Annotated in this window: 20 protein-coding genes; 8 read left to right on the top strand and 12 right to left on the bottom strand. The window is 65.8% G+C overall.

The features are described from left to right. Positions 1-757 precede the first annotated feature (757 nt). Positions 758-1,336, bottom strand: a complete 579-nt coding sequence (locus tag EH231_RS34290) for a hypothetical protein (RefSeq protein WP_124712768.1) — start codon at positions 1,334-1,336, stop codon at positions 758-760. Between the two features lie 607 nt (positions 1,337-1,943). Here EH231_RS34290 and EH231_RS16155 point away from each other — a divergent pair. Further along, positions 1,944-4,214: an ATP-dependent DNA ligase gene (locus tag EH231_RS16155; RefSeq protein WP_124712767.1), complete on the top strand. Its 2,271-nt coding sequence runs from the start codon at positions 1,944-1,946 to the stop codon at positions 4,212-4,214. A gap of 15 nt (positions 4,215-4,229) precedes the next feature. On the opposite strand, the gene EH231_RS16150 is transcribed toward EH231_RS16155, so the two are convergent. Together EH231_RS16150 and EH231_RS16145 are read right to left on the bottom strand one after the other, a co-directional pair. After that, positions 4,230-5,240 carry an NADP-dependent oxidoreductase gene (locus EH231_RS16150; RefSeq protein WP_090427174.1) on the bottom strand — a complete coding sequence of 337 codons (1,011 nt, stop codon included), beginning with the start codon at positions 5,238-5,240 and terminating at the stop codon, positions 4,230-4,232. A 4-nt stretch (positions 5,241-5,244) separates the two neighbouring features. Next, a complete protein-coding gene (locus EH231_RS16145; protein WP_090427177.1) occupies positions 5,245-5,835 on the bottom strand; it encodes a TetR/AcrR family transcriptional regulator in 591 nt (196 codons plus the stop codon). 141 nt (positions 5,836-5,976) lie between these two features. Here EH231_RS16145 and EH231_RS16140 point away from each other — a divergent pair, with 141 nt between their 5' ends. Next, a complete protein-coding gene (locus tag EH231_RS16140) occupies positions 5,977-6,810 on the top strand; it encodes an alpha/beta fold hydrolase (RefSeq protein WP_090427180.1) in 834 nt (277 codons plus the stop codon). Positions 6,811-6,837: 27 nt separating this feature from the next. Then, the gene (locus EH231_RS16135) at positions 6,838-7,704 is read left to right on the top strand and encodes an alpha/beta fold hydrolase (RefSeq protein ID WP_124712766.1); all 867 of its coding nucleotides are present in this window, start codon (positions 6,838-6,840) and stop codon (positions 7,702-7,704) included. On the opposite strand, the gene rnhA is transcribed toward EH231_RS16135, so the two are convergent. The 5 genes from rnhA to EH231_RS16110 all read right to left on the bottom strand — a co-directional run bounded on the left by rnhA (position 7,705) and on the right by EH231_RS16110 (position 11,145). Further along, on the bottom strand, positions 7,705-8,169 hold the full coding sequence (gene rnhA, locus EH231_RS16130; RefSeq protein WP_090428794.1) for a ribonuclease HI: 465 nt from the start codon (positions 8,167-8,169) through the stop codon (positions 7,705-7,707). A 66-nt stretch (positions 8,170-8,235) separates the two neighbouring features. Continuing rightward, the gene (locus EH231_RS16125) at positions 8,236-8,886 is read right to left on the bottom strand and encodes a VOC family protein (RefSeq protein WP_090427185.1); all 651 of its coding nucleotides are present in this window, start codon (positions 8,884-8,886) and stop codon (positions 8,236-8,238) included. 26 nt (positions 8,887-8,912) lie between these two features. Further along, entirely contained in the window at positions 8,913-10,307 is a 1,395-nt protein-coding gene (locus EH231_RS16120) for an acyl-CoA dehydrogenase family protein (RefSeq protein WP_124712765.1), read from the bottom strand. Positions 10,308-10,355: 48 nt separating this feature from the next. Further along, positions 10,356-10,682, bottom strand: a complete 327-nt coding sequence (locus EH231_RS16115) for a hypothetical protein (RefSeq protein WP_090427191.1) — start codon at positions 10,680-10,682, stop codon at positions 10,356-10,358. Between the two features lie 169 nt (positions 10,683-10,851). Continuing rightward, entirely contained in the window at positions 10,852-11,145 is a 294-nt protein-coding gene (locus tag EH231_RS16110) for a hypothetical protein (RefSeq protein ID WP_090427194.1), read from the bottom strand. Between the two features lie 262 nt (positions 11,146-11,407). Between EH231_RS16110 and EH231_RS16105 the strand changes: the two genes are divergently transcribed. Continuing rightward, positions 11,408-11,812, top strand: coding sequence for a DUF5709 domain-containing protein (locus EH231_RS16105; protein WP_090427197.1), 405 nt, complete (start codon positions 11,408-11,410; stop codon positions 11,810-11,812). Here EH231_RS16105 and EH231_RS16100 read toward each other — a convergent pair. Continuing rightward, complete coding sequence (locus EH231_RS16100; RefSeq protein ID WP_090427199.1) at positions 11,783-12,997, bottom strand: MFS transporter; 1,215 nt, start codon at positions 12,995-12,997, stop codon at positions 11,783-11,785. The two genes, EH231_RS16105 and EH231_RS16100, sit on opposite strands and share 30 nt — an antisense overlap. 222 nt (positions 12,998-13,219) lie before the next feature. Then, the gene (locus EH231_RS16095) at positions 13,220-14,083 is read right to left on the bottom strand and encodes an LLM class flavin-dependent oxidoreductase (RefSeq protein ID WP_090428797.1); all 864 of its coding nucleotides are present in this window, start codon (positions 14,081-14,083) and stop codon (positions 13,220-13,222) included. Positions 14,084-14,144: 61 nt separating this feature from the next. Between EH231_RS16095 and EH231_RS16090 the strand changes: the two genes are divergently transcribed. Continuing rightward, positions 14,145-15,320, top strand: a complete 1,176-nt coding sequence (locus tag EH231_RS16090; protein ID WP_090427202.1) for an MFS transporter — start codon at positions 14,145-14,147, stop codon at positions 15,318-15,320. On the opposite strand, the gene EH231_RS16085 is transcribed toward EH231_RS16090, so the two are convergent. Further along, a complete protein-coding gene (locus tag EH231_RS16085) occupies positions 15,304-16,584 on the bottom strand; it encodes a diiron oxygenase (RefSeq protein WP_090427204.1) in 1,281 nt (426 codons plus the stop codon). The two genes, EH231_RS16090 and EH231_RS16085, sit on opposite strands and share 17 nt — an antisense overlap. Before the next feature lie 124 nt (positions 16,585-16,708). On the opposite strand from EH231_RS16085, the gene cobF reads away from it, so the two are divergent. Together cobF and EH231_RS16075 are read left to right on the top strand one after the other, a co-directional pair. Beyond that, a complete protein-coding gene (gene cobF / locus EH231_RS16080; protein ID WP_090427207.1) occupies positions 16,709-17,467 on the top strand; it encodes a precorrin-6A synthase (deacetylating) in 759 nt (252 codons plus the stop codon). Between the two features lie 6 nt (positions 17,468-17,473). Further along, entirely contained in the window at positions 17,474-17,857 is a 384-nt protein-coding gene (locus EH231_RS16075; RefSeq protein WP_090427210.1) for a phage holin family protein, read from the top strand. Here EH231_RS16075 and EH231_RS16070 read toward each other — a convergent pair. Next, a complete protein-coding gene (locus tag EH231_RS16070; protein ID WP_090427213.1) occupies positions 17,828-19,573 on the bottom strand; it encodes an FUSC family protein in 1,746 nt (581 codons plus the stop codon). The two genes, EH231_RS16075 and EH231_RS16070, sit on opposite strands and share 30 nt — an antisense overlap. Positions 19,574-19,613: 40 nt before the next feature. On the opposite strand from EH231_RS16070, the gene EH231_RS16065 reads away from it, so the two are divergent. Beyond that, positions 19,614-20,468, top strand: coding sequence for an Fpg/Nei family DNA glycosylase (locus EH231_RS16065; RefSeq protein WP_090427216.1), 855 nt, complete (start codon positions 19,614-19,616; stop codon positions 20,466-20,468). Positions 20,469-20,473 lie beyond the last annotated feature (5 nt).

Below are 20,473 nucleotides of genomic sequence, written 5' to 3'. Positions count from 1 at the left end.
CGTTTGGTGATGCGGGGTCAGGCTGCCTTTGCCGACTCTTCGATTCGGCCTCCCCAGTGGCGGGCCTGATCATACCGACGGGCGAGCGGCTTCTGTCGTTATTATTGACACATTCGTTTAAAACTGTCGGCGGCGAACTTTGCCTCCACCGTGGCCGGCAACACCCTCTGGTAATGCGACTGAGCTTCAATGTGGCTGGCTGATTCGATGGTGACGGAGTGCCAAGCTCACGTGCGATTCGTGTATCGAGGTTGCTGTTTGCCGCGAACCGCGCTCTCGCGTGGTCGGCTCCCGCTGGCGCGGTGATTTCGGACAATTAACGCCTGCGGAGCTCTGCTCTTTACGCGAAGATCTCGGCGTTGGCATTCGATGCGTGATGAGTTTGGGTTGTCGCGGGTCTGGGGAACATCGAATCGAGCAGTATCCATGGCATCATTTCGCTTTGTTACTCTTCTAAACCACTGCAGAGGTATTGCGCCAATAGTGGTGTTGAAACGTCGTCCCCAGCAGGCTGGATGCCCCAGGGGATGAAGCCATGTGTAAGCGGGGGAGAATTTCGGATTCGGATAGCCACACCGATATCTGAGATGGTGACTGGAAATAGGAATGGCCCTCGATCGGGCTGAATATTCAGCCCGATCGAGGGCCATCCACGGCTGCGACTTCAGCAGCTCGCGAAGCTCACTCCAGACCGATCGGTGTCCGACCAGAACCGCCGCTTGTCCGGTGCCGTCCAGCGATCTGTCTGGCCTGCGGGCTAGGTGACGGTTGTGCTGGTGAGCGTCGGAGAGGGATTCGGATAGCACGCGGTGGCGATGGCGCCGATCCCCGCCACGTCGGTGGTCATGGTCATGCCGGGGTCGGTATAGCTGGTGCCGGCATACTTGCTGATAACCGAGCCTGGATTGGTGGCCGTCACGTTGACGGTGACCGCAGGCGGGGTGAAGGTGGAGCCACCGGGGATTGGCCCGGGAACGGTAAGTACGACATTGCTGCCCACCAGGGCCGTTGAGGCTGCCGGGCCGGGGTAGCTTCCGCCGGATGCGCTGGCAGAGACGTATGTCGAGTTTGCCGGGACCGGGATGATCATCTTCAGGTCTTTGATATCCGTGACCGTAAAAATGGTCAATACTGTCGACGGAACCGTAGACGACCCCGGTGTAAGAGTAATGGCCACGGGAGAACCCGCGGTCACTGAACTTGGTGCGGCGCCGGTGACCGAGGTGGTCATACTGGACGTTTGGCCGACACCGTTAATCGTGCCCTTGCAACTCCAGTTCACGTTGACAGCTGCATTCGCTGTCCCGGCGAAACAAAGGGCGGCGGCGAGGGCCACCGGAGTGACTGCACCGGCGCGAAGGAGCGTGGTCGTATTCGATCGCATAGTTCTCTCCAATAGGTGAGGGTAACGACGTGGCCGGGGTGCCTCGTCGCGGTAGAGCGGAGAAAACATAACTTACTTCCGCAGAAATTCCGCGCACATTTTGAACCCGTTTCGGCGGCAATGTTCACTAATTGGTATTCGTTATTTGGTATTGGAATTTAGCCATGAAAAATTATCGCCGGAAAGATATTGATTTCGCAACAAGGTTGGTATGCATGCCGAGGCATTTGCGCTGGTAGGCGGGTTGCGAATTATGATTTTTCGAAGGTCGACTAAGGTCAGGACAACGCCCTGGTCGGCAGGTGGATATCGCTGAAGTCGACCTCCACTACATCGGCCCCTAGGGTCAACACCGCGACCGTAAACCGCTGCTATGCGGTGGCTGGGCCCCATAGCGGCGGAAGGTGTTGTTGGGCTCGACGTCCGCAGCAAAACGAACTGAATTCCCTCGTCGTGGCTTGTTCGCTATCCAGTTGGGATCAACTTGGGTATGGCCCGACGCCCCATTGATCTCAGAGCTCGGCGATGTGGGTATACGTTTGCGTCATGGAGGGGCGTCATGGAGCGCTATGAGCGGGTTCGGCTGACGAATCCGGACAAGGTGCTCTATCCCGCCACCGGCACGACCAAAGCCGAGGTGTTCGACTATTACCTGAGCATCGCCGAGGTGATGCTTCCGCACATGGCCGGGCGCCCGGTGACCCGAAAGCGTTGGCCCAACGGGGTCGCGGAGGCGTCGTTCTTCGAAAAGCAGCTGGCGTCTTCGGCTCCGGGCTGGCTCGAGCGCGGGACTATTGCGCACAAGTCGGGCACCACCACCTACCCGATCATCAACACCCGTGAGGGTCTGGCCTGGATCGCGCAGCAGGCAGCACTCGAAGTGCATGTGCCGCAATGGCGGTTCGGCTCCGACGGGAGTCAGGGCCCGGCCACCCGCATCGTGTTCGACCTCGATCCGGGCGAGGGGGTCACCATGCCGCAGTTGTGCGAGGTGGCCCAGGCGGTGCGCGACTTGATGGGTGACATCGGGCTGACGACGTATCCGCTGACCAGCGGTAGCAAGGGCCTGCACCTGTATGTGCCTCTGGCCGAGCCGATCAGCTCCCGCGGTGCCTCGGTGCTGGCCAAGCGGGTGGCCCAACAACTCGAACAGTCGATGCCCACACTGGTCACCGCCACCATGACCCGCAGCGTCCGTGCCCAGAAGATCTTCCTGGACTGGAGCCAGAACAGCGGGGCCAAGACCACGATCGCTCCGTACTCACTGCGCGGGCGGGAGTACCCTACCGTCGCCGCACCCCGCACGTGGGACGAGATCGGCGACCCGGATCTGCGTCACCTGCGATTCGACGAAGTGCTGCAACGGGTTTCCGATGACGGCGACCTGCTGGCCGGATTGGACGAGGATGCACCCCGGGTCGACAAGCTCACCACCTACCGCAGCATGCGCGACGCGGCCAAGACACCGGAGCCGGTCCCGAAGAAGGCTCCACAGACCGGAAACAACGACACATTCGTGATCCAGGAACACCATGCCCGCCGGCTACATTACGACTTCCGGTTGGAACGTGACGGCGTGCTGGTCAGTTGGGCCGTGCCGAAGAATCTGCCCGAGACCACATCGGTGAATCACCTTGCGGTGCATACCGAGGACCACCCGATGGAGTATTTGACGTTCGAAGGTGAGATCCCGAAAGGCGAATACGGCGGCGGCAAGGTGATCGTCTGGGACACCGGCACGTACGAGACCGAGAAGTTCAGAGACAAGCCGCCCGACGGCCCGGACAAGGGCGGGGAAGTGATCGTCACCCTGCACGGTGAGCGAATATCCGGCCGCTATGCGCTGATCCAGACCGAGGGCAAGAACTGGCTGGCGCACCGGATGAAGGACCAGAAGTCGGCCACGCCAGAACCCAAGGACTTCGCGCCGATGCTCGCCACCGAGGGGTCCGTCGCGAAACTCAAGGCCACGCAATGGGCGTTCGAGGGCAAATGGGACGGATACCGGCTGCTGGTCGAGGCCGATCATGGTCGACTGCAACTGCGTTCACGCCGCGGACGTGATGTCACTGCCGAGTACCCGCAATTGCAGGCGGTGGCCGCCGATCTCGCCGACCACCACGTGGTGCTGGACGGCGAGGTGGTGGCACTCGACGACTCCGGGGTGCCCAGCTTCGGCGAGATGCAGAACCGAGCCCGTTCCACGCGGGTCGAGTTCTGGGCCTTCGACATCCTGTGGCTCGACGGCCGCTCCTTGCTGCGCGCCAAGTACACCGACCGGCGAAAGCTGTTGGAGGCGTTGGCCGCCGGCGGCGGGCTGATCGTTCCCGAGCCGCTGCCCGGCGACGGTCCGGAGGCCATGGACCATGCCCGTGAGCACCGGTTCGAAGGGGTAGTGGCCAAGAAGCGGGACTCGACGTATCAGCCGGGCCGGCGGTCGGCCTCCTGGATCAAGGACAAGATCTGGAACACGCAGGAAGCGGTGATCGGCGGCTGGCGTCAGGGAGAGGGCGGGCGCAGCAGTGGCATCGGCGCGCTGCTGCTCGGCGTGCCCGGCCCCGACGGCCTGCAGTTCGCCGGGCGCGTCGGCACCGGGTTCACCGACAAGGAACTGACCAAGCTCAAAGGCATGCTGGCCCCGCTGCACACCGACGAGTCACCGTTCGACAAACCGTTGCCGAAGCTCGACGCGAAGGGGGTCACGTTCGTGCGGCCCGAGCTCGTGGGGGAGGTCCGCTACAGCGAGCGCACCACTGACCACCGGCTGCGTCAGCCCAGCTGGCGCGGTCTGCGGCCGGACAAGACGCCGGATGACGTGGTCTGGGAGTAGCGGTGGCGGCCGCGATCAGGCTCGTTGGTCGAGCGTGATGACGACTTTGCCTGCCTTGGCTTTGCCGTTCTCGACGTAGGCGAGTGCTTCAAGTGTCTGGTCGAAGGGAAAGGTGGAGTCGATGACCGGACGCAAGTGGCCCGCTTCGTATAGGGCGGCAAGCTCTCGAAGCTGTGTTCCGCTGGCGTGCATGAAGAAGAACGAGTAGCGCACGCCGAGTTTCCTGGCGGCTCTGCGTACCTTGCGGCTGAGGAACGACAGCACGAACTCGAAGGGTTTGGGTGCGCCGAGTTGTTTTGCGAATCCGGCGTCGGGTGGGCCGGTGACGCCGATCGCCCGGCCTCCGGGTTTGAGCACGGTGAGCGACTTCATCAGATTCTCACCGCCGACCGAGTCCACCACCAGGTCGTAGTCGGAGAGGACCTGGGAGAAATCCTGTGCGGTGTAGTCGATGACGACGTCGGCTCCGAGGTCGCGGACCAGTTCCGCACGGGCGCCCTTGGCCGTGGTCGCGACGTGTGCACCGAGATGCTTGGCGAGCTGGATGACGGTCGACCCGAGGCCGCCGGCACCGGCGTGGACGAGGACTTTCTGGCCGGGCCTGATGTGTGCCCGTTCGACCAGGATCTGCCAGGCAGCCAAGGCGACCAGTGGAACCGCGGCGGCCTCGGGCATGGACAGGGCGGTCGGCTTGAGCGCGACGTCATCCTGGTCGATCGCGATGTACTCGGCGAAGGTTCCGATCCGGAGGTCGCGGGGACGCGCATACACCTGGTCGCCGATGCTGAAGCCGCGGACCTCGGCGCCCTTCTCGATGACCACACCGGCGACATCGTGGCCGAGCACAAAGGGCGGCCGGTATTTCAGTAGCTGCTTGAACTCTCCGTTTCGGACCATGACGTCCAGCGGGTTGACGCTGGCTGCGCTCACCCGGACCAGTACGTCCCTGGTGCCGATCATCGGCTGGGGTACTTCGGTGGCGTGGACATGGTGCTTGCCGTATCGGGTGACGACGAATGCCTTCATGTGGTCATTTCCCTTCAGGCTTGCAGTCGAGGAGCAGTTGTGCGTTGAAGATTCCGGAGGTGAGGATGTCGTCGGACAGTTTCCGGTCGGAGACGGCGCGTGCGAGTTGCAAGGTGGCGACGAGAACAGTGAACAACCCCACGGCCGTGGTGCGCGCGGTGGAGGGCCGGTGTGGAGACAAGTGTGCGGCGATGACATCGACGATCGACTGCATCCCCTCGGTGTAGGCATCACGCACAGCGTCATCGCAACGGCCGATCTCATCGAGTAGGGCGGCGTTGGGGCAGCCGGTGCCCGGATGGTCGCGATGATGCGGCGAGAGGTACTCGCGCACGAACGCTTCCAGCGCGTCTCGCCCGGAGGGTAATGAACTCAGGCTGTCGCGTTGCGCCCGTAGCTGGTCGGCCACGACATTGGCGACCAGGTCCCCCTTCGACGAAAAGTGCGCGTAGAACGCGCCATTGGTCAGCCCAGCATCGGACATCAGCGTGGCGATCCCAGACCCGTCGATGCCGTCCTGTTTGAAGCGCTCGCTCGCGGTCTCGATGATCCGACGTCGAGTCTCGGCCTTGCGTTCCGCGGCGGATCGCGCCATGGCCACCTCCCGGTCTCGAAGCTCGTTCTTGCGAATCCTAGCATTATATCTTACGGTCATAATATTATGATCGTAAGATCGTTTGGACGTTGAGGTCCGGCCTCGCTCCATGAACGCACCAAGACCGTGAAAGGCGCCGCAATGATCTCCTGGAAAGACGCACCGAACCGCACCATCGACATCGACGGTGCGACGTTCGCCTATCGCGACCTGGGCGGCGGCTCAGACATTCCGGTGGTGTTCCTGCATCACCTGACCGCGGTCCTCGACGATTGGGATCCGCGCATCATCGACGGCATCGCCGCTCAGCACCGGGTCATCGCGTTCGACAATCGCGGTGTCGGCGCCACCGGAGGCTCGGTGCCCGCCACCGTGGAGCAGATGGGCGCCGACGCGATCGACTTCATCCGCGCGCTGGGCCTCCAGCAGGTTGATCTGTTCGGATTCTCACTCGGCGGTGGCGTTGCCCAGATGGTGGCACTGCAGGCGCCTGAGCTCGTTCGCCGCATGATCCTGGCCGGCACCGGGCCGCGCGGCGCCGGTGGCATCGACAAGATGGCCACCATCGTCGCGGGCGCCTACCTCAAAGCGGCGCTCACTCGCAGCGACCCCAGGAACTTCTTGTTCTTTCCCCGTACCCCCGAGGGTAAGCATGCCGCCGCGCAGTACCTGGGCCGGCTCAGGGAGCGGACACAGAACCGCGACAAGCGAATCTCCCTGCGCGCCGGCATCGCTCAGATCAGGGCGATCCGGCACGCCGGGAAGAGCGCCCCCGACGACCTCTCCATCATCACCCACCCCGTCCTGGTCGCCAACGGGGATAACGACCTCATGGTGGACAGCGGCCACTCAGCCGACATGGCACGTCGGCTGCCCGACGCGCAGCTGAAGATCTACCCGAACTCCGGGCACGGCGGAGTGTTTCAGCATCACCAGGCGTTCGTGGCCGACGCGCTGCAATTCCTGGCCAACTAATCGCTTACCAAGAACTCAGGAGATGCCATGAACGCCAATAGCAGTCGGCACAACGAAGCGATCACGTCCTATTCGCATGCCCCGGGGCGCACCGTCACCGCGGGCGGCGTTACGTACGCCTACCGCGAACTCGGGCCCAGGGGCGGAATTCCCGTCGTCTTCCTCGTCCACCTCGCCGCCACGCTGGATAACTGGGATCCTCGCGTCGTCGACCCGATCGCCGAACGGCACCATGTCATCGCATTCGACAACCGCGGCGTCGGAGCTTCCACCGGCGCGGTCCCTGACACCATCGAATCGATGGCAGACGATGCATTCGCCTTCATCACCGCGCTCGGTTTCAGCACAGTCGACATCCTCGGCTTTTCCCTCGGCGGGATGATCGCCCAGGCGCTGGTGATAGAACATCCTGACCTGGTGCGCAGACTGATCCTGACCGGGACGGGACCGGCGGGTGGAGCGGACATCGACAAGGTCGTCGGGACAACCTATTACGACATCCTGCGTGCCACCTTCACCCGCAAGGACCCGAAGGAATTCCTGTTCTTCAAGCGCGACGGCGCCGGCAAGCGCGCAGCCCGCGCGTTCATCGAACGTCTCGACGAGCGCACCCTGGACCGGGATGCGAAGATCACCGTGAAGGCCTTCCGAACCCAACTCAAGGCCATCAAGCGATGGGGGCGCTCCGCGCCTGCCGACCTGTCGGCTGTCACCCAGCCGACCTTCATCGCCAACGGCGACAACGACCGCATGGTCCCAACTGCGCTCTCCGATGACATGCACCGACGGATCGCGGGTTCACAACTGTGCATCTACCCCAATTCGGGCCACGGGGCGATCTTCCAGTACCACCGTGAATTCGTCTCTGCCGCAATCCAATTCCTGGACAGCTGACTAGACCCCGAGACTCGCTGCGGCGATCGCCTCCTGCATTCCCCGGGTCGCGAGCTCGTCGGCCAGTTCGTTGTCGGCGACACCCGAATGGCCTTTCACCCAGAACCACTCGACCTCGTGCTGCGCGCAGGCGGCCTGCAGCCGCTGCCAGAGGTCGACGTTCTTCACCGGCTGCTTCGCGGCGGTCAGCCAGCCGTTGCGTTCCCAGCCGAGTACCCATTTGGTGATGCCGTTGCGGACATAGGTGCTGTCGGTGTGCAGGTGCACCACCACACGCCTGGTGAGTGCCTCTAGCGCCATGATGGGCGCCATCAGCTCCATCCGGTTGTTGCTCGTGGTCCCGGGCTCCCCGCCGTACATCTCGCGCACGTGCTCGCGGTGGCGCAGCACCGCGCCCCAGCCGCCCGGACCGGGGTTCGGCCGGCACCCGCCGTCAGTGTGGACGACGACGACGTCGTTGCTCAGGTGTCCGGCGTCGGTCATGCGCTGAGGATAGGCAACGGCGCGCGATGGTCGGCGGCCCGACACACGTCAACGATCACGAGTAGCCGAGATCACCGCCGTCCGGACCGACATTCCGAAGTCCTTGTGCCGGACCGTGGTGATCCGGCGGCCCGGCTGTACGGCGTCTTTGACAGGAGTGGTGTGGTCGCCGAAGAACGCGGCGCTCGCGTCGATGTCGTTCACGACGTACGTGATTCCCCAGAGCCTCGAGGGACCGTCGCTTGCCGTGTCCGGCGAACCGACGACCTCGAGGATCACCTCCCCGAACCGGAAGAAGATCTGGCGGACCCGTCGCCCGCCGAGTTCAGCATCACGTTCCCGGCGCGGGGCCACGCCGATGGCGGCCAGCGATGAGACCGTGCGCCCGAGGTCAGGGGACAGCAGCACGACGTGGTCGATTGCGGTGGCGCCGTTCGGATGGGTGGCCGGCTCTGCGGCGGCCGTGGTGGACCGCACGGTGGGGATGCCGTCGAGGTCATCAACCGACCCCTGCGGCGGCAGGCCGCGCAACGACCACCCGATGATGCCGGTGCCGCGGTCGCCCCCGACGAGCCGAATGCGAACGCCACCGATCCGACAGACCGGACCGGCGTGTCCGCTGGCATCAACACTGAACCCCGCTCGCGTCCAGGCGTCTGGTGGGTCAGCGACTTCGATCTCGTCGACGGTGACGGTCATGGACGTGGAATCTATCTGGCCCGCCTTCACCTGCGGGGCGGCCGTAAGGCCTTCATCGCCAGGCGCATGAGGGGCTCGGGTACGTGGTCCTTCGCGGACAGTGCGGCGCCGGCCGCCCGGGTGCGCAGCGGCGTGCCGCGACCGAACCACCGGTTCAACGGCCCGCCCGACGGTTCCAGGTCGACATGCAGCGGAGGCTTTCCGTCGGCGGCGCCGAGAGCGTGTGCGATGACGATGCGCTGGATCTCGCTGGTGCCCTCGAAGATCGTGTACAGCTTGGCATCCCGGTACCACTTCTCGACGGGATGATCCGTGACGTAGCCCCAGCCACCCATCGTCTGGATGGCCTGCTCGGTGGTGCGGACTGCGACCTCGCTGGCGGCCAGCTTCGACATCGAGCCCTCGCCGCGGTCGAACGGCACCCCGGAGGCGGCCATCCAGGACGCGCGCCACGTGAGCAGCCGGGCGGCGTCGATCTGTGTAGCCAGGTCGGCGAGTGGAAACGCGATGCCCTGGTTGTCGATGATGGGTGCGCCGAAGGCAATCCGGCGGTTCGCATATTCGGTGACATATTCCAGTGCGGCCCTCGCGATTCCGAGGGCCTGTGCAGCCACCATGGGCCGGGTCTGTTCGAACGTCCCCAGCGTGGCCGAGCCGGAATTCTGGGCGCCTGCGACGACTTCGCGGGCCCGGGCCAGCTTGTGCTCGAGTTTGTCCTGACCCCCGAGCAGGTTTTCGGCAGGAACGCGGACACTGTCGAACCTGAGCTCGGCGGTGTGTGAGGCCCGGCAGCCGAGCTTGTCGAGTTTGCGCACCATTTCCAGCCCCGGCGTGCCGCCCTCGACGATGAACAACGCCTGTCCCTTGTGGCCGAGCTCCTTGTCGACGACTGCGTTGACCACGTGCACATTGGCTATGCCGCCGTTGCCGATCCACATCTTGTGGCCGTTGATGATCCAGTCCGCGTCTGCTCCGGGTCCACTGCGGACGGCGTAGGTGCGCAGGTTGCGCACATCGCTGCCGCCCTCGGGTTCTGAGATCGCCAATGCCGCCAGCTTGAGGTCCCCCGGGGTGCCGAAGCATTCAGGAGCCCACCGCAGCATCTGTTCCGGTGAGGCCGCCTGACCGATGGCCGACAGCGCAAGTGCCGGCATGACAATGGCCAGCCCGATCCCGGCGCAGCCCCAGAACAGCTCCTCCATGAACATCGGAAGGGACAGTCCCGTGGGGTCACCGATCAGGTCGCGATAGAACAGCGGGCTGTAGAAGCCCTGGATGGCCGCTTCTTCGAGCACCGGCCAGGGAAACTCCTGCCGCTGGTCGTACTCGGCGGCGACTGGCCGGACGATCTGTTCGGCGAACTCGTGCGTCCGTCGCGCGAGGTCATGCTGTGCCGCGGTGGGGGTGAGGTCGAATGCCACGGCAAGTGGAGTACCCGCTGCGACAGCTGCCGAACTTCCGTGTGCACCTCAGTCGGACGTTTGGCCGGCGGCCGCGATCCGTTTCCTCGCCTCGGCCGGCGAAATCCGCAGCCTCCTGGCCAGCACGGCGGCCGGGTCGAACCGGGGCGGCGACGCGGTCTGGGTGGCCACCATCCGTCCGAGCAGCCGTTGTTGCGCGGTCGCCAGCCGTTTCTCCCCGGCATCGAGCCGGCTCAGAACCTCGTGGAGCTCCGACCGCGTCAGGGCGTGAACCGACAGCGCGTCTATTTCTTTGCATGCGGCGTTGAGGTGATCGAGAGCTTCACCGACGATCGTCCGCTCGAGATCCCTATCGGATGCCAATATCGAACTCATGTTCGGTACCGTACGCCGACCCACCGACAAGTCGTGCTCTCTCGCGACCTCGGCGGAAAAACAATCGGCCGCACAAAGTGTGCGGCCGATTGTGGGCACTCTGTATTCACCAAACCGCTATTTCCGGTTTGGCGACTCCAACAAATGCGGGACCTGTTTTATTCCCAACTCAGCAAGCGACGTCGACATATGCCGTCTTTGAAATGACGGTGGTATTGATCGAACCGCCACCCCTGGAGTCGTTGGTGGCGATGGTCTGTCCCTGGCGCACACCGAGCACGGTGCAGTTGGCCAGTGGTGCGGCGCCGGTGCGATTGACGATGACGTGATAGCCGCTGGTCTGGAGGCTTTTCACGGTTTGTTCCGCTGACTGCCCGGTCGGGGCGGCAGCGGCGACGCCCCCGAGGAACGTTCCCGCGGCCAGCGCGCCCGCGGCTAATGTGGCGATGGTGTACGACTTCATTTCCCAACCCTCCGTTGCAGGCCGCACCGGGAGTCCCACTACTTCCGGTTGCTGCCTATAACGTTTAATTTGGAATCGGGTTCGAAAATTCCAGAATTCTCAGCTGAAAATGCGGAATTTCTCAGGAAGTAGTTTCAGCCCCCTCGACTGTGATCCGTAGGCGCGGCTTGTGCTCGGCATCGGAGCTGTCCACGCGATCCCACACCACATTCATCAGGGGTGACGGCGCTCAGGTAGGCGCGACCTGTGTCATCGTTGAAAGATGAGTAGTGACGGGTACAGCGTCGATGAAGACGACCAGTTGACTCAGGAGGACGCCCTCATCGATCGGGGTGTCGACGACTTGCTCGACGAGGGCTACTCGCCGCCTGATCGGTGGCGGGAACCGCGTGACCACGAGACCCTCGATGAGCTGCTGGCCGAGGAGGAGCCCGACCCCGCGATGCAGCTCGACGATCCCGACTATCTCGACGAGCAGGGCGGCGATGACGAGGTCGGAGAACGGCGCTCGGGTCGGCTGGTGGCCCCCAATGCGGGCTTCGGTGCGGACGAAGAGGCTGAGCTGCTCGGGACCGACGTCGGCATCGACGGTGGCGCGGCCTCAGCGGAGGAAGCCGCAGTCCACATCATCCCGCCGTCATCGCCGGATGGCGGTCCGTCGTTCTAAGGCCACCGACACGGTGAAGACCAGCAGCCCGCCGACGGCCAGCAGGGCGCCGGCCGCGGCCGGCGCGGTGTAGCCGAGACCGGCCGCGATCACCAGGCCGCCCACCCAGGCGCCCGTGGCATTGCCGATGTTGAGGGCGGAGTGGTTGAGCGCGGCGGCCAGGGTCTGCGCATCGTGGGCGACATCCATCAGCCGGGTCTGCAACGCCGGGCCGACGGCCGAGCCGGCCACGCCGACGCCGAACAGCAGCGGCAGCGCGGTCCACGGGTTGTGCGACCCCAGCGAGAACGCGGCCAGCAGCACCGCCAGCGACCCCAGGGACAGGTACAGCGCGCGGATCACCGAGGTGTCGGCCAGCCGGCCGCCGATCAGGTTGCCGCCCACCATGCCGAGGCCGAACACCATGAGCGCCACGGGAACCATCGACCGGGGCAGGCCGGTCACATCGGTCATCGTGGTGCTGATGTAGGTGTACACCGCGAACATGCCGCCGAAGCCGATCATGCCGACCAGCACAGCCAGCCACACCTGAGGCCGGCGCAGCGCACCGAGTTCTGTCAGCGGGCTGGTCACGTGCATGGACCGCAGCTGCTTGGGCAGCCACCGCCACTGGGCGGCCAACGTGATCAGGCCGACGCCCACCACCAGACCGAACGCACTCCGCCAACCGAAGGCCTGGCCGAGCCAGGAGGCCAGCGGCACGCCCAGCACGGTCGCGACGGTCAGGCCGCACAGCACATAGGCCACCGCCTTGGCCCGGTTCTGCGGACCCATCAGATGGGCAGCGGCCAGCGCGGCGATCCCGAAGAACGCGCCGTGCGGCAGGCCGGCGACGAACCGGGCGATGACCAGGGTCGGGTAGGTCGGCGCCAGCATGCTGGCCACGTTGCCGAGGGTGAAGACCGCCATCAGCGTGAGCAGCAGGGCCTTGCGGGGCCACCGCGCGGTGAGCGCGGCGATGACGGGCGCGCCGATCACGACACCCAGCGCGTAGGCGGAGATGACGTGGCCCGCGGTAGGCTCGCTGATGCCGAAGCCCGTCGCGATGTCGGGCAGCAGCCCCATCGCGACGAATTCGGTGGTGCCGATGCCGAAGCCGCCGAGGGCGAGGGCGAGTACCGCGAGGGAGCGCACCGTGGGGTCGGGCGCGACAACGGCACGCGGTCGTTCGATCGAGGTCGTCATTCGCAGGCTTTCCGAGTGTTCTGAGTTGTTCCGGGGTGGCCGGACTTGGCTCTCGGGCAGCATTGGGCGAGAACGGCGGGTGCAACGCTAACGGGCTGCGGCGTGTTCCCTCAAACCGTATTTCGGGATCGCCGTTTTCTACGCCTGGGTCGTCGGATGGCGCCGGGCACGACCCAGGCGTAGAAAACGGCGCAGGAGATCCCCGCAGCGAATCCGCGCGCCCTAGACCTTGGCGATGACGTTCTCGGCGAACTTCTCCAGGTGGCGGATCTTGCGGTCCAGCGGCTCGGGATCGTCGCCCATGATGTAGGGCAGGCGGAAGCCCACGATCACATCGGTGACGCCCTTGTCCTCGAGTCGTTTGATGCCGTCCGGGGTGTATGCGTCGGCCGAGATCACATGGATCTCGAAGGGCCCGGTCTGACCCTCCTCCGCCCGGATCTCGTTGAGCCGTTTGAGGAGGACGTCGAGGTCGTCGGTGCCGCCGCCGTGCATCCACCCGTCGTTGCGGGCCGCGCGGCGCAGGGCGGCCTCGGCATGCCCGCCGACGAGGATCGAGACCGGCTCCGACGGTGCCGGGGTCATCTTGGTCTTGGGGATGTCGTAGAACTCGCCGTGGTATTCGAAGTAGTCACCGCTGGTCAGGCCGCGGATGATGTCGATGCACTCGTCCATCCGCTTGCCGCGGCGCGCGAACGGCACACCCATCAATTCGTAGTCCTCCGGCCACGGGCTGGTGCCGACCCCGAGCCCCAGCCGGTTGTCGAAGAGCGCGTTGAGCGAGCCGACCTGCTTGGCCACCAGGGCGGGCGGACGGATCGGCAGCTTGAGCACGAAGAAGTTGAACTTGAGCGTGGTGGTGACCGCACACAGGGCCGAGGCCATCACGAAGGCTTCGACGAATGCCTTGCCCTCCAGGAACTCACGGTTGCCGTCAGGGGTGTAGGGGTATTTCGAGTCGGACTCAAACGGGTAGGCGACGCTGTCGGCGATCGTCATGGCGTGGTAGCCGGCCGCCTCGGCCGCCTGGGCCAGCGGGATGTAGTAGGTGGGATCGGTCATGGCTTCGGCATAGGTGAACCGCATGCCGTACACACTAGAACGTGTTCTAGTTCTGCGTGGCTGATCGGGCAGGCATGATGACCGCATGCCCACCTGGCTGACGCGCAACGTCCGGGTGCTGTCGGCGGTGTCCTTCTTGCAGGACGCCGCGAGCGAACTTCTCTATCCGCTGCTGCCGATCTATCTGACCGCCGTGCTGGGTGCTCCGCCCGCGGTGGTCGGCGCGGTGGAAGGGGCCGCCGAGGGCGCGGCGGCGATGACCAAGCTGGCTGCGGGCCCACTCGGCGACCGGTTCTCCAAGCGACCCTTGATCGCCACGGGCTACGGCATGGCGGCCCTGGGCAAGGTCATGGTGGCAGCCGCCGGGGCGTGGTCGGGCGTGCTCGCGGGCCGCGTGGTCGACCGGCTCGGCAAGGGCATCCGCGGTGCGCCTCGCGATGCCCTGCTGGTCGCCGACATCGACGACGCCGCCCGCGGTCGGGTCTTCGGATTCCACCGTGCCATGGACACTTTGGGTGCGGTCGTCGGCCCGTTGTTGGGTTTGGCCGGCTATGAACTGCTCGACCACCAGATCGCGCCGCTGTTGTGGGTTGCGGTGGTGCCCGCGGTGCTCAGTGTCGCGCTGGTGTTCCTGGTCGCCGAGAAACGTCGTACCCGGCCGGTCAAAGCGCGTCAGCCGGTGTTCGCCCGGGTGCGCGACCTACCCGGGCGGTACTGGCGGGTGACTGCCGTGCTGGTGGCATTCGGTCTGCTGAATTTCCCCGATGCGCTGTTGTTGTTGCGGCTCAACGAGATCGGGTTCTCGGTCGTCGAGGTGATCCTGGCCTACGTCACCTACAACGCGGTGTACGCCATTTCCAGTTTCCCGGCCGGGTTGCTGGCCGACCGGATCGGCCGGCTGCCGGTGTTCGGTATCGGCCTGGTGTTCTTCGCGATCGGCTACGCCGGCCTGGGGTTGACCACCGATCCGTTGCTCGCCTGGCTGCTGATCGGGTCCTACGGCCTGTTCACGGGTTGCACCGATGGGGTCGGCAAGGCCTGGGTGTCCTCACTGGTCGGGTCCGACCTGCAAGGCAGTGCGCAGGGAGTCTTCCAGGGGCTCAGTGGGTTCGCCGTGCTGGGTGCCGGGATATGGGCCGGGCTGCTCTGGACTGCTGTTCCAGGTCAGCCCGGCCAACTTCCGCTGTTGATCTCCGGGATCGGTGGGGCGGTCTTCGCGGCCGGATTGCTCGGCCGTTCGCTGGTTACCCGGCGGCGCTGACTTCGGGCGCGTCGGCGGAGTCCAACTCAAAGGGCGGTTCACCGATCCCGGAGACCGAGTGGGTGCCTTGTGAGGTGCGTTCGGTGATGCGGGCGTCGACGGTGCGGGTGCCGATGCTCAGCCGTACCGGCCCGGCCGCGATGGTGCTCGGCGCGTCGAGAATGGTTCCGCGCCAGTGGTACTTGCCGTCGATCGGATCCAGGTGACCGGCCAGCCGCACGTGGACCCGGCGGTCGCCGTCACCGGTGTCGAGAACCGCGAATCCGTCGTAGACCTCTTCGGTGATGCCGGCGTCGGTACCCGGGGCGGAACCGGGGACCGCGGTAAGGCGTGGTGGGGTCTTGGCCGGCAGGAAACCGGAGCGCCGCCACATGCGGCGTGCGATCCGGCCCATCAGGCCGACCTCTTCGAGGAACGCGGCCAACGGGGCGAATCCGGAGATCTGCACCTCGCGGCGGTGGGCGCTGGCCCTGGCGATCCGTCGCGCGGCGCGGGCATTCAGGCCGACGCGCGCGTACTGGATCTTGTTGGAGAACAGGTAGCGGAAGAAGAACCCGCCGACACCGTTGAGGTTGGCCACCCACACCCGCTTGTACCAGCGCATCGACGGAGTGCGCTGGCGCAGGCCGTCACGGGCGAACTGGATGTGGCGGGCCTCCTCGGTGACATGAATGCGCATGAGGCGCTGCACCATTGGCTGCAACTCGGGGTCGTCCATCATCTGCCGCTGAAGCGAATCGAAGATCTCCTCGCCGACCAACGCGGCCACCCACAGCACCGAGCCGCGGAAGAAGAACGGCAACGAGTTGATGATCATGCGCTGGTAGAGCCGTGGCCGCACCGGCTTGGCGCCGATCTTGTCGATGGCCTTGCCGAACATCACCATGTGGCGGGTCTCGTCGCCGAGTTCGGTGAGTTCGTAGTGCGTGGAATTCGAGGTGGGGTCCTGGTGCATCATCTTGCGCAGCAGCGCCTGGTTGAGGATGTTCTCGAACCAGATGCCCGCGGAGAGGGTGTTGGCCAGCTCCTGGCGCGACAGCTCGATCTGCTCCTCGCGGGACATGCTGTCCCACAACGGGGTTCCGTACAACGACACGATCTTCGGCGGAAGGAAGAACTTGTCCGGATCCAGCGGCGCGTGCCAGTCGATGTCGACCACAGGTGCGTAGGACTTGCGAACCGAACCCTTGAGCAGGCGCTCGGAAAATGCGTCCCGTCGCCCTGCGTTGGTCGAGCCTCCGCCGGGTCTGACCGAAGTTGTCACCGTTGACGTTCCCTTCGTTTGTGGTCCCCCTCACTTCGACGGTATGTACCGACAATGCGCGATGTCAATACCCCGGGTACCGGATACTTGGGGTACCTGGTTTCGGTTCGGTTAACCTTCGACGGTGCGTCGCATCCATGTCATCGGAATCGGGGCCGGTGATCCGGACTTCGTCACGGCCCAGGCTGTTTCCGCGCTGAACGACACGCAGGTGTTCTTCGCGATGGACAAGGGTCCTCGTCGCGGCGCGGCAGACGATCTGGTCGCGGTGCGCAAGCTGATCTGCGATCGCTTCATCGCCCAGCCCGGCTACCGCTTCGTCGAGTTGGTCGACCCGCCGCGCGCCGCGGCCGGCGACGCACCCGGCTACCGCCAGGTGGTCGCGGACTGGCATGCCGAACGGGCCCGGATCTGGGCGGCGGCCATCGAGACCGAACTCGGCCCCGACGGCGTCGGGGCCTTTCTGGCCTGGGGGGATCCGTCGCTGTACGACAGCACCCTGCGGATCCTGGAGATGGTGGGCGAGCACGTCGAATTCGATTACGACGTCATCCCCGGCATCACCGCGATCCAGGTCCTGACGGCACGGCATCGGATTCCGCTCAACGACGTCGGCGAACCGGTGCTGATCACCACCGGGCGCCAGTTGCGCGAGCACGGGCTGACCGGAAGCGCCGTGGTGATGCTCGACGCCGACTGCTCATTCCAGCAGTGCCCGCCGCAGACCCGGATCTGGTGGGGCGCCTACCTGGGCACGCCCGACGAGCTGCTCTACGCGGGCACGGTCGGTGAGATCGGCGACGACATCGTTGCCGCGCGTGCCGAAGCCAGAACGCGCCATGGCTGGATCATGGACACATACCTGCTGCGCTCGGCAGACTAGACCGCCATGGGCTCATTTGTGCTGCGCGCAGCGATAACCGGATTCGCGCTCTGGGTGGTCACTCTCATCGTGCCGGGGATCTACTTCATCGGAGGTGACACGACCATCGCCAGGGTCGGCATCATCTTCGTCGTCGCGGTGATCTTCGGTCTGGTCAACGCGTTCGTCAAGCCGATCGTTCAGATCCTGTCGATCCCGCTGTACATCCTCACGCTCGGCCTGATCCACATCGTGATCAACGCGCTGATGCTGTGGATCACGTCGTGGATCACCGACCACACCACCCACTGGGGTCTGCACATCGACCAGTTCTGGTGGACCGCCATCTGGGCGGCCATCGTGCTGTCGTTGGTGAGCTGGCTACTGTCGTTCGTCAAGGCCCTCGCGTAGCGCGGACGCCTGTTCGGCCAGCGCGGCCGCGGTGTCCGCGGCCGCCACGGCGCCGGCATCGGTATCTCCGTCACGCTCGGCGCCCCAGCATGCCGCCAGCGTGCGGTACGCGAGTTGTTCGGTGGCGACCACTGTCGGCCACATACGTTCGGCCCCAACGCGTTGCGTGACCGATCCGCCGACACTCCCGTCGTAGGCCGGCAGCAATTCCATGGCCCGCAATTGCAGATCGCGACGATCGGTGCGGGCGGCCGGGGAGGTGGCGTCGTCCGCGGCCAGGTGGGGCAGGGTGTTGGTGACCGCATCTAGCGTGGCGGCGATCGCGGTGCGCAGGCCGGTCGGGCGGCGCAGACGCTGGGTCGCCCAGTAGACGGCCAGGGCCACCGCGCAGCCGATCAGGGTGTCGCTGCCGCGGGTGAGCAGCAGTTCACCGAGGTTGTCGACGGGTTGGCCGCCGGAGGCGATGGTGAGTGCGGCGGGCGTGATGAATACGACGGCCAGCGTGTAGTTGCGCACCACGTACATCTCGATGACGAATTGCAGCGCCCCGATCACCAGGGCCAGCCACAGGCCCTGCGGGTGCAGCGCCAGGATCGCACCGGCCACGCCGAGCCCGAGCCAGGTGCCCAGCGTCCGTTCGACGCCGCGGGCCACCGTGCGCTGCCAGTCGAATCCCTGATGCAGCATCAGCACCGCGGCGGCCATCGCCCAGTACGCGTGGGTCATCGTCAGGGCCTGCGAGATCAGCACGGCGATCACGCCCGAGATCGCGACCGCGATGCCGACCCGCACCGTCAGTTGCAGTGACACCGAGCCCGGCGTCATCGCCCGGCGCAGCAGTTGCACGATGCTGGGCCTGCCGAGTGGAACTCCTTCGGCGCCATGCTCATCGGTGATCGCATCGGCGGGCACGGTGGCCAGGTGACGGGCCAGGGCCGCGCCGTCATAGGTCAGCGGCACACCGGCTTCGGCGGCCCGCATGGCTTCGGCGAACAGCACGTGCAGCCGGCGGTTGACGACCCGCAGCCGGTACAGCGTCTGGTCCGGTTTGGGTTGTACCGGTTGATAGGTGACCAGGTTGACCCACGCGGTGTGGAGCAGGAGCGCCGCACGGTGTCGCGTGTCGGCCGAGGGGGTCTCGATGTAGGCCACGACGGCGGCGGCAGCCGCGGCCACCGCTGCCTTCTCCGGACCGCGGGGCCGGAACAGCGCGCCGGACATGTGCACCAGCCAGGCGAACGCACCGCCGGCGAGGACCAGCGCGGCGTGATGGCCCGGGCTGAGGTGCAGTGTCGCCGGCGTTCCGGTGCCGGCTGCGCAGGCCAGCACCACCATGTAGGCGCCGGGCGGCCCGACGCTCAGGGCATGGCAGACCAGGGTGGCCACCGCGGCGATCATCGTCACGGTCAGCACGCCCAGCCACGGCGCCGACGACGCCCAGTCGCCGAGGGCCACCGCGACGGCGAAGCACACTGCGACCACGCCGAGGTACGCGCCGCGATTCAGGTACGGGCGGCCGCTGCCGTACAACGAGGTGAATCCGCCGATGGTGGCGATCAATCCGGCCGTGGTGTCGCCGGCCAGCCAGCCCACCAGAACGGGTACAGCCATGCAGATTCCGGCGCGCAGCGCGAACGGCCACCGGCGCGGCACGCTGTTGATCACGAAGATGTTCCGCAGCGGGTTGGTCGCCGTGGGAGCGGGCCGGTCGGACATGTCTACAGCATGCTCGGCGTTTCGCTGACACACTGGAGCCATGCCTGAACTGCCCGAAGTCGAGGCGCTGGCCGATCATCTGCGCCGGAATGCGACCGGCCGTGTGGTCACCCGGATCGACGTGGCCGCGTTGTCGGTGCTCAAGACGTTCGATCCGGCGACGACGGCGTTGCACGGCCAGACCGTCACCGGTGCGAACCGCTGGGGCAAGTACCTCGGGTTGGAAGTCGGCCAGTGGCACCTGATCACGCATCTGTCGAGGGCGGGCTGGTTGCGTTGGTCGGACAAGTTGGCGACGACGCCGCTCAAGCCGGGCAAGGGGCCGATCGCGCTGCGCGTGCATCTCGGGGAGGGGGTCGGTTTCGACCTGACCGAGGCCGGAACCCAGAAGCGGTTGGCGGTGTGGGTGGTCGCCGATCCTCTCGACGTCCCGCAGATCGCCGCCTTGGGACCCGATGCGCTGTCGCTGGATTCGGCCGGGCTGGCGGGTGTGTTGGCCGGGCAGGGCGGACGGATCAAGACGGTGATCACCGATCAGAAGGTGATCGCCGGGATCGGCAATGCCTACAGCGACGAGATTCTGCACGTGGCCAAACTCTCGCCGTTCGCCACCGCGGGCAAGCTGACCGATGCGCAACTCGGTGCGTTGCACGACGCCATGGTCTCGGTGCTCACCGATGCGGTGTCGCGCTCGGTGGGGCAGCAGGCCGCGACGCTCAAGGGGGAGAAGCGGTCCGGTCTTCGCGTGCACGCCCGCACCGGACTGCCGTGCCCGGTGTGCGGGGACACCGTGCGGGAGGTGTCTTTCGCCGACAAGTCGTTCCAGTACTGCCCGACATGCCAGACCGGCGGCAAGGTGCTCGCCGACCGGCGGATGTCCCGATTGCTCAAGTAGCGGTC

Source organism: Mycolicibacterium nivoides (assembly GCF_003855255.1).
GTDB lineage: Bacteria > Actinomycetota > Actinomycetes > Mycobacteriales > Mycobacteriaceae > Mycobacterium > Mycobacterium nivoides.
This window is presented reverse-complemented; position numbering and strand designations above follow the sequence as displayed.

Excerpts from the sequence above, each read along its gene's own strand:
- EH231_RS16155 (WP_124712767.1), top strand. The coding sequence starts at position 1,944 with ATGGAGCGCTATGAGCGGGTTCGGCTGACGAATCCGGACAAGGTGCTC.
- EH231_RS16150 (WP_090427174.1), bottom strand. The coding sequence starts at position 5,240 with ATGAAGGCATTCGTCGTCACCCGATACGGCAAGCACCATGTCCACGCC.
- EH231_RS16145 (WP_090427177.1), bottom strand. The coding sequence starts at position 5,835 with ATGGCGCGATCCGCCGCGGAACGCAAGGCCGAGACTCGACGTCGGATC.
- EH231_RS16140 (WP_090427180.1), top strand. The coding sequence starts at position 5,977 with ATGATCTCCTGGAAAGACGCACCGAACCGCACCATCGACATCGACGGT.
- EH231_RS16135 (WP_124712766.1), top strand. The coding sequence starts at position 6,838 with ATGAACGCCAATAGCAGTCGGCACAACGAAGCGATCACGTCCTATTCG.
- EH231_RS16125 (WP_090427185.1), bottom strand. The coding sequence starts at position 8,886 with ATGACCGTCACCGTCGACGAGATCGAAGTCGCTGACCCACCAGACGCC.
- EH231_RS16115 (WP_090427191.1), bottom strand. The coding sequence starts at position 10,682 with ATGAGTTCGATATTGGCATCCGATAGGGATCTCGAGCGGACGATCGTC.
- EH231_RS16110 (WP_090427194.1), bottom strand. The coding sequence starts at position 11,145 with ATGAAGTCGTACACCATCGCCACATTAGCCGCGGGCGCGCTGGCCGCG.
- EH231_RS16105 (WP_090427197.1), top strand. The coding sequence starts at position 11,408 with ATGAGTAGTGACGGGTACAGCGTCGATGAAGACGACCAGTTGACTCAG.
- EH231_RS16100 (WP_090427199.1), bottom strand. The coding sequence starts at position 12,997 with ATGACGACCTCGATCGAACGACCGCGTGCCGTTGTCGCGCCCGACCCC.
- EH231_RS16095 (WP_090428797.1), bottom strand. The coding sequence starts at position 14,083 with ATGCGGTTCACCTATGCCGAAGCCATGACCGATCCCACCTACTACATC.
- EH231_RS16090 (WP_090427202.1), top strand. The coding sequence starts at position 14,145 with ATGCCCACCTGGCTGACGCGCAACGTCCGGGTGCTGTCGGCGGTGTCC.
- EH231_RS16075 (WP_090427210.1), top strand. The coding sequence starts at position 17,474 with ATGGGCTCATTTGTGCTGCGCGCAGCGATAACCGGATTCGCGCTCTGG.
- EH231_RS16070 (WP_090427213.1), bottom strand. The coding sequence starts at position 19,573 with ATGTCCGACCGGCCCGCTCCCACGGCGACCAACCCGCTGCGGAACATC.
- EH231_RS16065 (WP_090427216.1), top strand. The coding sequence starts at position 19,614 with ATGCCTGAACTGCCCGAAGTCGAGGCGCTGGCCGATCATCTGCGCCGG.